Annotated in this window: 11 protein-coding genes; 2 read left to right on the plus strand and 9 right to left on the minus strand. The window is 34.7% G+C overall.

Annotation, left to right across the window (positions count from 1 at the left end; translation table 11 throughout):
• Positions 1–356 precede the first annotated feature (356 nt).
• The 7 genes from PQO00_RS02040 to PQO00_RS02070 all read right to left on the minus strand — a co-directional run bounded on the left by PQO00_RS02040 (position 357) and on the right by PQO00_RS02070 (position 8,466).
• Positions 357–1,196 carry a tetratricopeptide repeat protein gene (locus PQO00_RS02040; RefSeq protein ID WP_274183151.1) on the minus strand — a complete coding sequence of 280 codons (840 nt, stop codon included), beginning with the start codon at positions 1,194–1,196 and terminating at the stop codon, positions 357–359.
• Positions 1,197–1,304: 108 nt separating this feature from the next.
• A complete protein-coding gene (locus PQO00_RS02045; RefSeq protein ID WP_274183152.1) occupies positions 1,305–2,342 on the minus strand; it encodes a VWA domain-containing protein in 1,038 nt (345 codons plus the stop codon).
• A 186-nt stretch (positions 2,343–2,528) separates the two neighbouring features.
• Positions 2,529–3,533: a VWA domain-containing protein gene (locus tag PQO00_RS02050; RefSeq protein ID WP_274183153.1), complete on the minus strand. Its 1,005-nt coding sequence runs from the start codon at positions 3,531–3,533 to the stop codon at positions 2,529–2,531.
• Positions 3,533–5,194 (minus strand): BatD family protein, encoded by a 1,662-nt coding sequence (locus PQO00_RS02055; RefSeq protein WP_274183154.1) that lies wholly within the window; start codon positions 5,192–5,194, stop codon positions 3,533–3,535. The genes PQO00_RS02050 and PQO00_RS02055 overlap by 1 nt, the downstream gene beginning before the upstream one ends.
• A gap of 14 nt (positions 5,195–5,208) precedes the next feature.
• Positions 5,209–6,075: a DUF58 domain-containing protein gene (locus tag PQO00_RS02060; RefSeq protein ID WP_274183155.1), complete on the minus strand. Its 867-nt coding sequence runs from the start codon at positions 6,073–6,075 to the stop codon at positions 5,209–5,211.
• 102 nt (positions 6,076–6,177) lie between these two features.
• The gene (locus PQO00_RS02065) at positions 6,178–7,179 is read right to left on the minus strand and encodes a MoxR family ATPase (protein ID WP_274183156.1); all 1,002 of its coding nucleotides are present in this window, start codon (positions 7,177–7,179) and stop codon (positions 6,178–6,180) included.
• A 186-nt stretch (positions 7,180–7,365) separates the two neighbouring features.
• Positions 7,366–8,466, minus strand: a complete 1,101-nt coding sequence (locus PQO00_RS02070; RefSeq protein WP_274183157.1) for a DUF4382 domain-containing protein — start codon at positions 8,464–8,466, stop codon at positions 7,366–7,368.
• Positions 8,467–8,786: 320 nt separating this feature from the next.
• Here PQO00_RS02070 and PQO00_RS02075 point away from each other — a divergent pair, with 320 nt between their 5' ends.
• Together PQO00_RS02075 and PQO00_RS02080 are read left to right on the plus strand one after the other, a co-directional pair.
• Positions 8,787–9,539: an SDR family NAD(P)-dependent oxidoreductase gene (locus PQO00_RS02075; RefSeq protein ID WP_274183158.1), complete on the plus strand. Its 753-nt coding sequence runs from the start codon at positions 8,787–8,789 to the stop codon at positions 9,537–9,539.
• A 91-nt stretch (positions 9,540–9,630) separates the two neighbouring features.
• Positions 9,631–10,764: an ATP-binding protein gene (locus PQO00_RS02080; protein ID WP_274183159.1), complete on the plus strand. Its 1,134-nt coding sequence runs from the start codon at positions 9,631–9,633 to the stop codon at positions 10,762–10,764.
• A gap of 606 nt (positions 10,765–11,370) precedes the next feature.
• On the opposite strand, the gene PQO00_RS02085 is transcribed toward PQO00_RS02080, so the two are convergent.
• Positions 11,371–11,736, minus strand: a complete 366-nt coding sequence (locus PQO00_RS02085) for a DUF2200 domain-containing protein (protein ID WP_274183160.1) — start codon at positions 11,734–11,736, stop codon at positions 11,371–11,373.
• Between the two features lie 721 nt (positions 11,737–12,457).
• Positions 12,458–13,906 carry an arylsulfatase gene (locus PQO00_RS02090; RefSeq protein ID WP_274183161.1) on the minus strand — a complete coding sequence of 483 codons (1,449 nt, stop codon included), beginning with the start codon at positions 13,904–13,906 and terminating at the stop codon, positions 12,458–12,460.
• Positions 13,907–14,375: the final 469 nt, after the last annotated feature.

The following is a 14,375-nucleotide window of genomic DNA, read 5'->3' on the forward strand; positions in this document are numbered from 1 at the left end:
TTAGATTGACGATTTTAGATTGACGATTTACGAAGGCTAACATTCGTAATTCATAAATCGTAATTCATCATTCGTAATTCGTTTTACCGTTTTCCTTTTATTCCATTGTGATTAACGATTTTAGATTGACGATTTTAGATTGATGATTTACGAAGGCTAATATTCGTAATTCATAAATCGTAATTCATCATTCGTAATTCGTTTTACCGTTTTCCTTTTATTCCATTGTGATTGACGATTTTAGATTGATGATTTTAGATTGATGATTTACGAGGATTCGTTATAATCCATAAATCGTAATTCATAAATCGTAATTCACAAATCGTCAATCTAAAATCGTAATTCATAAATCATTTTCACCAGTCCTTTTCTGTTTTTATTTTAGCCCCTTTTTCTTTTACTGCATTCATTTTTTCCTGAACTTTTTGCTCTTGATTATTCATGGCTTCCAGTAAATTCTTTATTTGTTGCGGTGACATTTGCCCAGGTTGCGGCTTAGGCTTTTGCTGTTCTTTATTCTTATCATCCTCTCCTTTTCCCTTATCTTCTTTTTCGTCTTTAGGTTTTCCTTCATCATCCTTTTCATCCTCGCCTTCTTTTTTCTCCTGATCTCCTTCGTCCTTTTTATCCTCTTTATCGTCGCCTTCTTTATCCTTTTTGTCTTCGTTCTCCTTCTTATCTTGATCTTCCTTGTTCTCGTCCTTGTTTTTGTCGTCTTTATTTTCGTCTTCCTGATCCTTTTGTTGTTCTGCACAAACCTTTGCTAAACCTAAATTGTAACGCGTTTCATCATCTGTAGGATCATTTCTTAAAGCATTTTTAAAAGCTTCAACAGCTTCTTTGCATTTTTTGTTCTGCATTAAAATGTTGCCAATGTTATGATATGCCTTATGTTTTTCGGACTTTGAAGTGGTGGCCTTTGCTGCCTGTTCATGACGATACAGTGCTTCTTCAAAATGGCCCTTTTTATAGTAAGCATTTCCCAGATTGTAAATCCCAGCTACCGTATTTGGTTGCTCGGAAATGGCTTGCCTATAGGCCATTTCTCCAGAAACAAAATCAGCTTCATTTATTAAACTATTTGCCTCGAAAACATAGTCATTAGCTTTTTTAAGCGCTAACTTTTGCTCCTTATCTTCTTGTGCATAAGATATGGAAACCATACATGTTAATAGCATTAATACTAAATGTTTCATTTTTTTTATTTCTAAGATATAAAACCTTATTTTTTTGTTAGTTAAAAAATTTATAAAAGTTTTAATTCGAATGATATGAGTTGATTTTATCTTATAACCCGCAACAAACTAAAGGTTTTCATTAAATAAATTCAACTTTTTTAACCAGGCCGTTTTACGCTCCAATAGGAAAATATCTAAAAGCAAAAAGAAAATGCCCAAACCTAAAAACCATTGAAATTGATCTTTAAAATCGGCAAACTGTTTGGCTTCAAATTCTGTTTTATCCATACTATTTAAAATTTCACGAATATGCTCTACAACATCATTCGTGATTTTCCCATTTATATAAGCGCCATTGGCCTCTTCTGCAATAGCAATGAGAGTTTCTTCATTTAAACGCGTAATAACAGTTTCTCCTTGATTATCTTTTTTATAATTTAAGACAATGCCATTTCTTTTTTCTGGAATGGGGCCTCCTTTTACATCACCCACACCTATTGTAAATATTCGAATACCTTCTTCACTGGCTTCCTCTGCTATAGCTGCGGCTTCTTCACTATGATCTTCGCCATCAGAGATAATAATAAGGACACGATTGGTCTGCTCTTCATCATCAAAATACGTTTTTGCCAATTTAATAGCTTCGTTTATAGCAGTTCCTTGCGATGACAACATATCGGTATTCATGCTTTGTAAAAACATTTTAGCCGAAGCATAATCTGTTGTTATGGGTAATTGCGGAAAGGCCTTTCCTGCGTAAGCTATAATTCCCACGCGATCACTCGCCAAATTATTGATGATTTGCGTTACGAGTTGTTTCGACTTTTCTAGCCTATTTGGTGCAACATCTTCTGCCAGCATACTTTTAGATACATCGACAGCAAAAACAATATCGACCCCTTCTCGCTTAACGGTTTCTAATTTTGTGCCTATTTTAGGATTAATCAGGGCTATTGTCAAACATGCAAAAGCCAAGCTTAAAATACCTATTTTTAAAATCGATTTAAATACCGATGTATTAGGGCTCAATTTTTTAAGTAATTTTTTATCGGCAAATTTACTTTGTGCTCTATATTTCCAAAATTGAAGCACCAAAAAGAATAGGACTATTACTGGAATAATTCCTAATGTCCAAAACCATATTTTCTCTTCTAATTGATACATTATTGTTTATTTGTTCGTTATAGATTCGTTTATTTGTTTCACCACTAATTCACTAATGTTTTCATTTCTAAAGACGCTTTAATTATAGATTTTAAACCTGCCTTTTAATGGCCCTTCTTAGTTAATTATCATCTTAAGTCTTTTCTCTATATTCTCTTCTCTATATTCTATTCTCTTCATTCTTCTTTAAACAAAACTTCTAAAAACTGTAAAACGCAACAGTAATTCCAAAAGAAGCAATAATCCTGCAAATAATACTAAAGAGCGGTATTTCTCTTCGTAATTATAAAATTTAAACTCCTCGATTTCTGTTTTTTCCAGTTTATTTATTTCATTATAAATTTCTTCTAACTTTCTATTGTTGGTGGCTCTAAAATATTTGCCTCCGGTAACACTGGCTATTTCTTTTAATAATGCTTCATCAATTTCTACTTGAATACGCCCATACTGAAAGGCTCCATTAGGTAGGATCCCAACTGGAGACAATGCCGTACCGTTAGTTCCCAAACCAATAGTATAGGTTTTTATATCATATTCAACCGCCAATTCACTGGCAATTTTAGGGTCTATAAATCCAGAATTGTTAACCCCATCGGTCAATAAAATAATGACCTTACTCGTTGCTTTACTGTCTTTTAATCGGTTAACCGACGTTGCTAAACCCATACCTATAGCCGTACCGCCCTCGATAATATTATTATATTTTATACTTTTTAAAGAACGTATTACGATGGCCTTATCGCTTGTTATTGGTGTTTTCGTATAACTTTCTCCCGCATATTCTACTAAACCGATTCTATCGTTTGGCCTGCCTTTAATAAACTCTGACGCTACTTTTTTTAACGCTTCTAATCTATTTGGGGATAAATCTTTAGCTAACATACTTGCAGAAACATCTATAGCCATAACAATGTCTATTCCCCTGGTGGTTTTTGTTTTTGTTGAAACATCTACTGTTTGAGGTCTTGCCAATGCTGTGATTAATAAAGCCAATGCTACCAAACGTAAAACAAATAATAAGTGCTTTAATTTGGGCAACCAGGAATTGGTAATCTTAAAACCTTTTAAGCTTGATATTTTAAGTTCTGCTGTTTGCTTTTTATGTTTAAAAATGTACCACACTATGGCCAATGGTAGCACTAATAGCAACCAGAAAAATTCCTTATTTAAAAATTCGATTCCCTCAAACATTATTCTTCTGCTTTTTTAAGTTCTATTGAATTTAAAATGCGCTCAACAATTTGATCTGCATAAACATCGCTCTCTTTCCAAAAAAGCAATACTTGCTGTACGACGTTTTCTGATGTAAAGGCTAAAATAACATACTTTCCTTTTTCAACCTTGTCCGAATTTGGTACCGGCATATCCAAATTACCATAAACTTTTAGGCCTTCAGCACCATTAGGCGTGACAAATTCCTCATTTTTAGTTATAATATTTTTGGCACCAGCTCCTTCAAGTGTTTTAAAATTTCCTTCAATAGATTGTTTTAAATCTATTTTATTTTCACCCAAATTTTTATATTTTGAAGTAGCGACTACAATATTAAACTTGTCGATTAAGCTCCCATACCCAAACATGGTCATATCAACCTGTTGTGCCAATTCTTCTGGCAAATTGGGATCCATTCTTTTCAATACTTTTGGTGTTGAAATGGTTACAGGAGGAAATCCGTATGCACTCGTTATCCAATCGCCCTCTAAAAGCTCCATACTATCGTGACCAATAATGGTATCCTTTACGTAATTGAAACCGTATTTTATTGAAAAACCTGTTAGGGTTATTATTAACAAAAAAACACTTATTGCTACTGTGGTAACGATTTTTTTTCGGGTCTTTTTACGTTCTAGTTCTTCTCTATATTTTTCATCTAAAAGCTTCTCTTCTTCTGTTGGTTCTGGCAACACTTCTTTTACATGATCAATTTCACTATCAATCGTATGCCTATCTAATTCAGCTAATTCCTTATCTGGTGCTGATTTTGCAAATTTTACTAAATCGGCTCGTTTTAAAATACTTTCAATATTTTTAATCGTCTCCAGGCTTAAATCTATTTGGTTCCCTTCTTTTAGTAATCGGAGTCGCTTAATAAGCTCATCGGTAGTACTTTCTAAAGAATGGTCATATACCTTTTCATCTAAATACGTTCTAATGATCCCTGTTAATTCTGAATAATATTCTTTTATTTCTGAATGTTCTAAATAGTGGCTTTCGTCTAATTTTTGAAGGGCTAATTTAGCTCTATCGTATGGTGGGAGTAATGCTATTTTTTCGGCCTCTGTTAATGGTTTTTTTCTCCAAATAAACCAAAACAATAAAAATGCTATAACACCAATGACCAAAAGCGTAAATAATACATATTTCCACCAATTACTTGGATTCTTTTCAACTTCAATAATAGGCTTGATGTCATATAGCCCTTGTTTTGTGGTATCTACGACTATATTATTAACCTCCACTTTTAAAGAATCAGTAAAAAGAGTTTTATCACCGACAATTATTTTTTGTCTCGGAATCGTATAGGTGCCCGAATCAAATTGTGTTAATCCGTATTTTTTTATAAGGTTGTACTTATCTTTATTTTTTAAGGTATCTACTTCGTAGGATTCAATCATTTCTAAAGGTGAAAATGTTTGACCCTCAGGAAAAACAACTAAACTGGTCGTATCTGTTTCTACTTGAATATGATATGTAATTTGTTCTCCTATCTTTATGGTTGTGGAATCGATTGCTGAAGTCACTTGACCAAAAGAGAAAAAAGAATAAAGACCAAAGAATAAAGAGAAAAAGACTGATGACGGAAGACCGAAGACAGTTGTTTTTTTATTCATAATTTGTAATTCGTTATTCATAAATCTAAAATCGTTTATCCTCTTCTTTTAAAGTACCCGAGAAGTTTTTTCACATAGCTTTCATCAACACGACAATCAATGGCACCTGCCCCAGATTTCGTAAAGCTCTCTTTATAATAAGCCACTTTTTCATGATAGAATTTACCATAATGGTCTCTTACTTTTTTTGATGATGTATTTACTAACATGAGCTCCCCTGTTTCTTCATCTTCCATCTGTACCATTCCTAAGTTTGGTATGCTTTCTTCATGCTTATCGTAAACTCGTATTCCCGTAACATCATGTTTCCCTGAAACAATTTTCATTGTTTGATGATAATCGTCTGCAATAAAATCGGATAACACAAATACGATGGCTTTTTTCTTCATCACGTTTTGCATAAACTTCAACGCTTCTGCCAGATTCGTTTGTTTGCTTTCCGGTTGAAATTCTATGAGTTCCCTAATAATACGAAGCACATGAGAGCGTCCTTTTTTAGGTGGAATGTAGAGTTCTACCTTATCAGAAAATAAAATGAGCCCTATTTTATCATTGTTTTGAGTTGCCGAAAAGGCCAATGTGGCTGCTATTTCTGTAACAACCTCGTTTTTAAACTGTTGTTCTGTTCCAAACAGCTCAGAGCCTGAGATATCTACCATCAGCATCATGGTAAGCTCTCGTTCTTCTTCAAAAACTTTTACAAAAGGCTCATTATAACGTGCCGTGACATTCCAGTCTATATTTCGAACATCGTCACCAAATTGATATTGGCGCACTTCACTAAAAGTCATGCCACGCCCTTTGAAGGTTGAATGGTATTCGCCTCCAAATATATGATCAGACAAACGACGTGTCTTAATCTCAATTTTTCGTACTTTTTTTAGTAGTTCTTTAGTATCCATTTTTCCTCTCTCCCAACCCTCTCTCCAAAGGAAAGAGGGCTTTTTTAGTTTTAAGCTCCATCGAAATCTAGTCCTTCCCTTTGGGAAGGATTTAGGATGGGATTAAGGTACTTCTATTTCGTTTACAATTTTGTTGATGATATCTTCAGAAGTCACATTTTCAGCCTCAGCTTCATAGGTAATCCCTATTCTATGCCTTAGTACATCGTAAACAACCGCTCGAACATCCTCAGGAATGACATAGCCACGTCGTTTAATAAAGGCGTAACATTTAGCAGCGGTTGCTAAATTGATACTTCCACGTGGTGATGCCCCAAAGGAAATAAGAGGCTTTAAATCTGCAAGTTTATATTTTTCTGGATAACGTGTTGCGAATATAATATCCAGAATGTATTTTTCAATTTTCTCATCCATGTACACTTCCCGAACCACCTCTTGAGCTTTTATTATTTGAGATATAGATACTACGGGATTTACTTTATCCCAAGCACCTTTCAAATTGGCTCTCATAATCATTTGTTCTTCATCAATTTTTGGATAGTCTATAACCGTTTTTAACATGAAACGGTCTACTTGGGCTTCTGGCAATGGGTAGGTACCTTCTTGCTCTACTGGGTTTTGTGTTGCCATTACCAAAAATGGCTTATCCAATACAAATGTTTCATCCCCAATGGTTACTTGCTTTTCCTGCATCGCCTCAAGCAAGGCCGACTGCACTTTCGCAGGTGCTCTATTAATCTCGTCCGCTAACACAAAATTAGCAAATATAGGACCTTTCTTTATGGAGAAATCATTGACCTTCATATTGTAAATCAATGTTCCTGTGACATCGGCAGGCAATAAATCGGGGGTAAACTGTATTCTACTAAAGCTTCCATCTACCGCTTGCGCCAAAGTATTTATGGCTAATGTTTTTGCTAATCCCGGAACACCTTCAAGTAGGATATGTCCTCGGCCTAACAACCCAATAAGTAATCGTTCGACCATATGTTTTTGGCCCACTATTACCTTATTCATTTCCAACATCAGTAAATCAACAAAAGCACTTTCTTTTTCAATTTTCTCATTAATGGTCTTAATATCAATTGTACCTGTTTCTTGCATCTTCTTTATTTTTTAAAGCCCGAATATAATAAGCATATTTGAGCCATGCAAATTGTTAAAATTTTTCTTTTAAACCTGTTAAGGATTGGTTAAAATATTGATGTTAACTCAGTTAATAATTACTTAAAAATAAAGGGCCATGTCTTTCGACATGGCCCTTAAAATATTTAGAAAATTATAAAACGCTTATTCTAAAACTAAAGTCGCATCTATAATTTCTTCCTCTTCAGGACCTAATGTAATCGTAAAGTCTTGTGAAACATAGCCTTCTGCGCTTATTGTTACCGTATAGTCGCCTGGTACGATACCGTTTATTTCATACTCGCCTGCTGCATTAGCCTCGACACTGGCTGAAGCATTATCGTTAAGAGACACTGTTCCAATAATATCATTGGCTAGGCCAGATATGGTACCACTTATAGTTCCTGGTTGTAGCATGAGCTCAATAGGCTCTGCTATGTTGGTAATCTCGCCTTTGGTAACAACAACATCCATAACACTTGTACTTGCATAATCCGACTCTTCATCTACTGGCATCACTTTAACCTCATAAGTGCCTTCGGGCACACCCCATAAAGCAAAGGCTCCTGTCTCGTCTGTATATGCAGAAATCACAAAATCGTCTTCAGGGTCCTCATTACCCATATCATCAACCAAAACAGAAGCTACAGATGGCACATCGTTTGGAGAAACGGTCCCTTTAATTATCCCCGAATTAACTTCGGCACTAACATATAGTACTGGTTTTAAAATAATATTATCCGAATCACCTGCATCTACAATTGATTTCTCTACATCAAAATCCAACACAAAATCATAGGCAAAACCTTCTTCTATCGTGGTATTCACTTTAACTTTTAACCCTGATTGTTGTCCGCTTGGGGTTTTTAGGTCAAAGGTTTCGTTTTCGTCATTATCATCTTTAATGACTATAGTGTTTCCGTCTCCAAGTACAAGTCTCATTTGACTTAAAGTTCCGGCTGGAACTGGAAACCTTTCAACCAAAACTTTACTAAAACCGCCCGTAAAATCTAATAAATTAACAGTTTCATTGTTTGCTTCGAGAGAGGTCCATCCGTTATCATCATCATTGTCATCATTCATTTTAATCATTACATCAACTATTTCAACATTAACCGCTTCATAGTCTCCAGGAGCATCAACCAAGGTTACCGATATTGTTGATTGCCCTTCTTTAATACCAGGGGATTCATCATCAGCACATGATAATAAGAATGCAAAGATCAATAATGGAAAAATAAATTTTAGCTTTTTTAAAATACTCATAATTTTAATTATTTTTTAAAGGTTACTATTATATACGCATTAAAAACAGGGTTTAGACTATATAATATCAGTGGCCATCAAAAAAGAATAACTAATTTGTTATTAATCGCTAAATACTATTTACCTTCAACAGTACCATTTTAAACTAGTTTTTAAGTATTTTTATAGGTGAATTTCAACAAGATATTACCCGTATCATGTATGTGGAAAAATGTTAATTTTCGTTACCATCCAAAAACATGTGCTCAGCTTGACTGGGTAGTTGAAATGAGCTATCCTCGGCAAAACCACGAGGAATTCTTTTTAATTAAAATGAAAAAATGAAAAAAACAGCCCTAATTACAGGAGCAACAAGCGGTATTGGTGAAGCAACTGCTTATGAATTTGCAAAACATGGTATTGATTTAATATTGTGTGGAAGACGTAAAGAACGTCTAAATACCATCCAAAAGGCATTAGACCGATTAACGAACGTTCATATTTTAAACTTTGATGTACGAGATAAAGCAAAAACACTTCTGGCCATCGAATCACTCCCTGATGCTTTTAAGAACATAGACATTTTAATAAATAATGCTGGTAACGCTCATGGTTTTGATGCTATAAATGAAGGAAGTATAGATGACTGGGATGCCATGATGGATATTAATGTAAAGGGACTACTATATGTAAGCAAAGCTATTATTCCGCAAATGACAGCTCGCCAATCTGGGCATATCATTAACATCGGTTCGTCGGCAGGCAAAGAGGTATATCCAAAAGGAAATGTTTACTGTGCCAGTAAACATGCCGTTTTAGCTATTACAGAAGGCATGCGTATTGATTTAAATCCGTTTGGGATAAAAGTAGGAGCCATAAATCCTGGTTTGGTAGAAACAGAGTTTTCCCAGGTACGTTTTAAGGGCGATAAAATGGCAGACTCTGTGTACAAAGGTTTTAAAGCTTTACGGGCTAAGGACATTGCAGAGATTATCTACTTTGTGATTTCACGCCCCCCGCATGTAAATATTGCAGATTTATTAGTGTTTCCAACGGCACAGGCTAGTAGTACGATTGTTAAAAAGAATTTATAAAATGAGTATCACTTTTACTAATCCATTTTTCATTCCAATAAAATTTTAAACTAAAACGCATGAGATTCCTGCCTTCGCAGGAATGACAACTATGATTAACAAACGCCTACTCATAAAACACCTCTTAGCTCATAACGATGAGAACAGTTTCTATGATAAAAAACGAAAAATAGACATCAGTCATAAAGAAGGCAAAGCTAAGTTTTTAAAGCATGTTTGCGCACTCTCTAATAGCAACCCCAAAAACAACTCGTATATTGTTATTGGCGTTGAAGACGAGGACAATACTATTATAGGTGTCGATTTTTTTGATGACAGCAAAATACAAAACCTCATCAATGCGTACTTAAGCCACCCGCCAATAATTCAATATGAAAACATCCCGTTTCCGCACCTCCCTGATGATAAAGTGGTCGGTTTGGTAACCATAAGACCTACCGGTAAAATAACATCGCTTCGAAAAAACATTTGGAAATACTACGGCGGTTCTGTGTTTTTTAGAGATGGCAGCATGAGTATGCCCAAAGTCTTTGATATAGAAATTAAAGACGTTAATTCTAAAATTGTTGAGGCCATTGAGAACAATGCACAAAACAATATAGAGCATACGCTTAACGGTGTTTTCGACTTTATGAATACTCGTAAAGATTATAATGCACAATACAGGGTTTTTAAAGAGTATTTCGTAGTCTGTTGGGCGGGTCAAAAAAAGATGGTGAAGGACGAAGTTTTCTTTTCCAGAGTAGATATTGAATTGATTAATGAACAGGTACGATTATTTTTTTCTGCCTTGGATGAAGTCTCTATTTCATTTGATGATAACAGTTTTAAAATTATTGAATATGTCGATCTAGGGCTTCAAAATTCCAGTAAATATTATCCGTTAGAAGAAACAACCATTCGCTTCGAAAACAATGCAAGCTATCATATTGATACCACATTATTATTTGAACCGCCTCAATTTGATAAAAAGGTATTGCACCATATTTATAATGCTAACAATGCTATTTTAGAGAAGCTCAAAAAAGGACTTGCTCTTACTAAAAGAGAAGAGGCAGACCTGAAAAATCTCCCTGGAACTTACCTTATATGTTTTCTCAATTCATTTCAAGAAGCCATAAACAAACTTAACGAAGCTAAACCTTATTTAAAAGCCCATAGCACAGCACTATATAATCTTTACAAAGAATCTCTACGCATTTTAAGAAAGGTTAAATACAGTTAACATTTGTTGACAAGTTTAACCGTAAGTTAACTCATAGACTTTTAAACTGCGATAAAAATAATTAATTTTGCACTGCTATTAATCTTTTTATACAACCTTGTTACTCCCGAGAAATTCGGTGCTGGAGCAAGGTTTTTTTTTGAACTCATCTTGACTTTTTTCTTCGCTGTAGCAAAACTTACAAAATATAAACCATTCTTGTTATAAAACTTATACTTCCTGCTCATTGCTCTAAAATACAAAAAGCTCTTACATCCCTGTAAAAGCTTTCTCTTTTTATATTTTCTTACTCTTACCGCCACTAGGAAACCCTAGCGGTAGCCGTTACAGCAAACTAGCACCAGCAGAGGCAAACCAGCTTAAATAAAAAAGCCTTTGCAATTTAATACAAAAGCTCATTTATATTTCTTTGCTCAATCCTTTTTATTTCTTACTCTTACCGCCACTAGTTTTGGAAACTAGCGGTAGCGGGGTTTTTAATTGAAAAGATTTCTTAAAGAAAAAGAGAGAACACAAAACGTAAGTTATTGAGCACTATTTCATGCTATCACCATAATACTTATCTTCCAATGGATTTAGTTCAACCTTTATAATCCGTTGTCTTTCTTATACCTGTCTCAATATCTTCTCCATCTTTTTACCTTTTGCCAATTCATCTACCAATTTGTCCAAGTATCTCACTTGTTTTGTCAAAGGAGTTTCAATTTCTTCTATCCGATATCCGCAAATTGTCCCTGTAATTAGATGGGCGTTAGGATTTAATTTTGCATTCTTAAAGAAAGTCTCAAAAGTAACTTTTTCGTCAAGTTGTTTCTTAAGCTTTTTGTTATCGAATCCCGTTAACCATTCTATAACTTGATGCAACGCTTCTTTTGTCCTTCCTTTTTTCTCAACCTTATTAATATAATGCGGATATACGGATGCAAATGTCATTTTAGCTATCCGCGCATCGTGTTCTGGTGTTGTTTTCATATTTGTGCTTACTTTAATATTCTGCGATCACAATTTTTTTCTGCCTACTTATCACTTGTCCAGCATTGAGTTTACTCATCAATTCTTCTAGCTATTGCTCGTTTGCAACAAATGCCGTATCTGTAGTTAAACTTATACTTCCTGCTCATAGCTCTAAAATACAAAAAGCCCTCACATCCCTGTAAAAGCTTTCTCTTTTTATTCTTTTAGTCCACTTTACTTACTCGGTACGGCACTCGTCAAAGACGTAGCGCTAGCGTATAGAGAACTAATAGACTTCTTTTATTAATATAACTTAAAGCTGTATTTCTCTAAATAATTTTTTTAACCTGAGACAGATTTAATAATAAAATTTAATTATTGTTAAATAAAAAATATAACAATAAGTAAAATTATAAATGTTTTAGTTACAAATTATAAATATAGAAGCTCTTTAGCTCTAGTTTTCAAAACTAGTAACCCCTCGCTAGCTCTAGTATCTACTAGTGCCGTACCCGAAATCTCGCCCTAAAATAAGTTTACATATTTATACTTAACCTTATAATAGATTTACTTGTATATTTTTATAAACATCTAAAAATACAAAAGCTACCCTATTTCTAAAGTAGCTTCTTTATTTATTTTTTCTTACTCGCTACGCCACTAGGAAATCCTAGCGGTAGCCGTTACGGTAAACTAGTACCAGCAAAGGGCTAACGTTCTCAACCATGATTAGCGATATTTAATTTTTTTCATACCCAAAGCTAAATGCTTCCGAATAAGTATGTTCCTTCTCCATAATGTTGGCGATTTGCTCTACGATTTCAGGATTTTCATCGGCAACATTATTTTCTTCACCAATATCAGAAACTAAATTATAGAGTTCAATAGACGCTCTAGCGTTATTGTTCATATCTAAGCGTATCCCTTTCCAGTCTCCAAACCTTACTGCCTGTTTTCCTCCTCGCTCTAGAAATTCCCAATATAGATAATCATGGCTTTCTTGTTTTTTCCCCAATAATTCTGGCAAGAATGAGATACCATCTATATTCTCAGGTGGTTTTAATTGTGCGATTTCACATGCTGTAGGCAAAAAATCCCAAAAAGCCGAAATATGATTTGAAGTAGAATTTGCTTTTATTTTATTTGGCCAATATGCAATCATGGGCACTCGTATTCCCCCTTCGTACAGATCACGTTTGTGCCCTCTTAAATCTGCATTGCTGTTAAAATAATTTGGGTCGGCCCCACCTTCTTGATGAGGACCATTATCTGAGGTAAATATTATTATGGTATTTTCTGCAATGCCAAGTTCTTCTACTTTTTTTCTAATCTCACCCACTTGTTTATCCAGCAGGTAGACCATGGCGGCAAAAGCTGTATGAGGTTCTTTTTGCGAACCATACCCACCGTTTTTATAATCTTCACCATCATCTACACCCTGATAACTTTTTTCAGGTAATAATTTCCCTCTAAATTTTGCCATATACCCTTCTGGAGCGACAAGTTCTGCATGGGGAATAACCGAAGGGTAATACATAAAAAAAGTAGTGTCTTTATTCTTTTCGAGGAATGCTATAGATTTTTCATGAATAACATCAGGAGCATACGTTTCAGTTTCTTTTCCGCTATTCCCTTTTAATATTTCCTTGGTTTGATTGTGCCATAAATAATAAGGGTAATAGTTATGTCCTATCCGTTGACAATTATAACCATAAAATTCATCAAAGCCCTGATTATTAGGATCTCCTTCAGAGGCAGGGTAACCTAATCCCCATTTCCCAAAAGCACCTGTTATATAGCCTTCGGATTTTAAAAGTTCGGCAACTGTTACTATTGAAGAATCTAAAGGATATTGTCCTTCGGGCTTGATTTCTCTATTTCCGCGTATAAATGTGTGCCCCGTATGTAGCCCTGTCATTAAAGATGACCTAGAGGGAGCACAAACAGTAGACCCTGAATAGTGCTGGGTAAATAAAACCCCGTCTTTAGCTAACTTGTCAATATTGGGTGTTGAAAATTTCTTCTGCCCCATTACGCTTAAGTCCCCATAACCTAGATCGTCTGCTAGAATATAGATGATGTTAGGTTTTCGAGTGTCTCCATTTTCTATTGTTTGTTTTTTATTATTGCAATTAATAAGACTCCAACTAAATACAATGACAGCTATTATTTTATATAATTTTTGCATTCTTATTTTTTTGATTATGGTTTTTAGTTTTCATGAAGTAGAATGAATGGCTATGCGTATTGGAACACATATATTCGTACATACCCCAGCAAATCTAGCAGAATTTTATCGTAAGAAAAAGAATTTAACAAGATCCCCGCTTGTTCCTTAATAGACCCATCTAGCGCTCGTTCAATGTCATTGAGGCTCGTTTGCAACGTGTACCTTACCTCAATGTCATTAAGTTAAGACCGTAATGTCAGTCTGAGCCTTTCGGCTCCGCTCAAGACAGGCTAAAGTCGAAGACCTATTGGAGTTCTAGTTTTTATTAGCATTTCGACTGCGCTCAATGTGACAAATAAAGAACAAATTTCCTTAACTTAATGACATTGACCTTACCTGTGGCTAAACTTACAAAATATAAACCGCTCTTGTTATAAAGCTTATACTTCCTGCTCATTGCCCAAAAATACAAAAAGCCTTTACATTT

This window comes from Flavivirga sp. 57AJ16 (assembly GCF_028736925.1).
Taxonomy (GTDB): domain Bacteria; phylum Bacteroidota; class Bacteroidia; order Flavobacteriales; family Flavobacteriaceae; genus Flavivirga.

Bases quoted from the DNA above. Each gene is read 5' to 3' on its own strand.
- PQO00_RS02050 (WP_274183153.1), bottom strand. From the start codon at position 3,533: ATGTTTGAGGGAATCGAATTTTTAAATAAGGAATTTTTCTGGTTGCTA.
- PQO00_RS02055 (WP_274183154.1), bottom strand. From the start codon at position 5,194: ATGAATAACGAATTACAAATTATGAATAAAAAAACAACTGTCTTCGGT.
- PQO00_RS02080 (WP_274183159.1), top strand. From the start codon at position 9,631: ATGATTAACAAACGCCTACTCATAAAACACCTCTTAGCTCATAACGAT.
- PQO00_RS02060 (WP_274183155.1), bottom strand. From the start codon at position 6,075: ATGGATACTAAAGAACTACTAAAAAAAGTACGAAAAATTGAGATTAAG.
- PQO00_RS02065 (WP_274183156.1), bottom strand. From the start codon at position 7,179: ATGCAAGAAACAGGTACAATTGATATTAAGACCATTAATGAGAAAATT.
- PQO00_RS02070 (WP_274183157.1), bottom strand. From the start codon at position 8,466: ATGAGTATTTTAAAAAAGCTAAAATTTATTTTTCCATTATTGATCTTT.
- PQO00_RS02075 (WP_274183158.1), top strand. From the start codon at position 8,787: ATGAAAAAAACAGCCCTAATTACAGGAGCAACAAGCGGTATTGGTGAA.
- PQO00_RS02090 (WP_274183161.1), bottom strand. From the start codon at position 13,906: ATGCAAAAATTATATAAAATAATAGCTGTCATTGTATTTAGTTGGAGT.
- PQO00_RS02085 (WP_274183160.1), bottom strand. From the start codon at position 11,736: ATGAAAACAACACCAGAACACGATGCGCGGATAGCTAAAATGACATTT.
- PQO00_RS02045 (WP_274183152.1), bottom strand. From the start codon at position 2,342: ATGTATCAATTAGAAGAGAAAATATGGTTTTGGACATTAGGAATTATT.
- PQO00_RS02040 (WP_274183151.1), bottom strand. From the start codon at position 1,196: ATGAAACATTTAGTATTAATGCTATTAACATGTATGGTTTCCATATCT.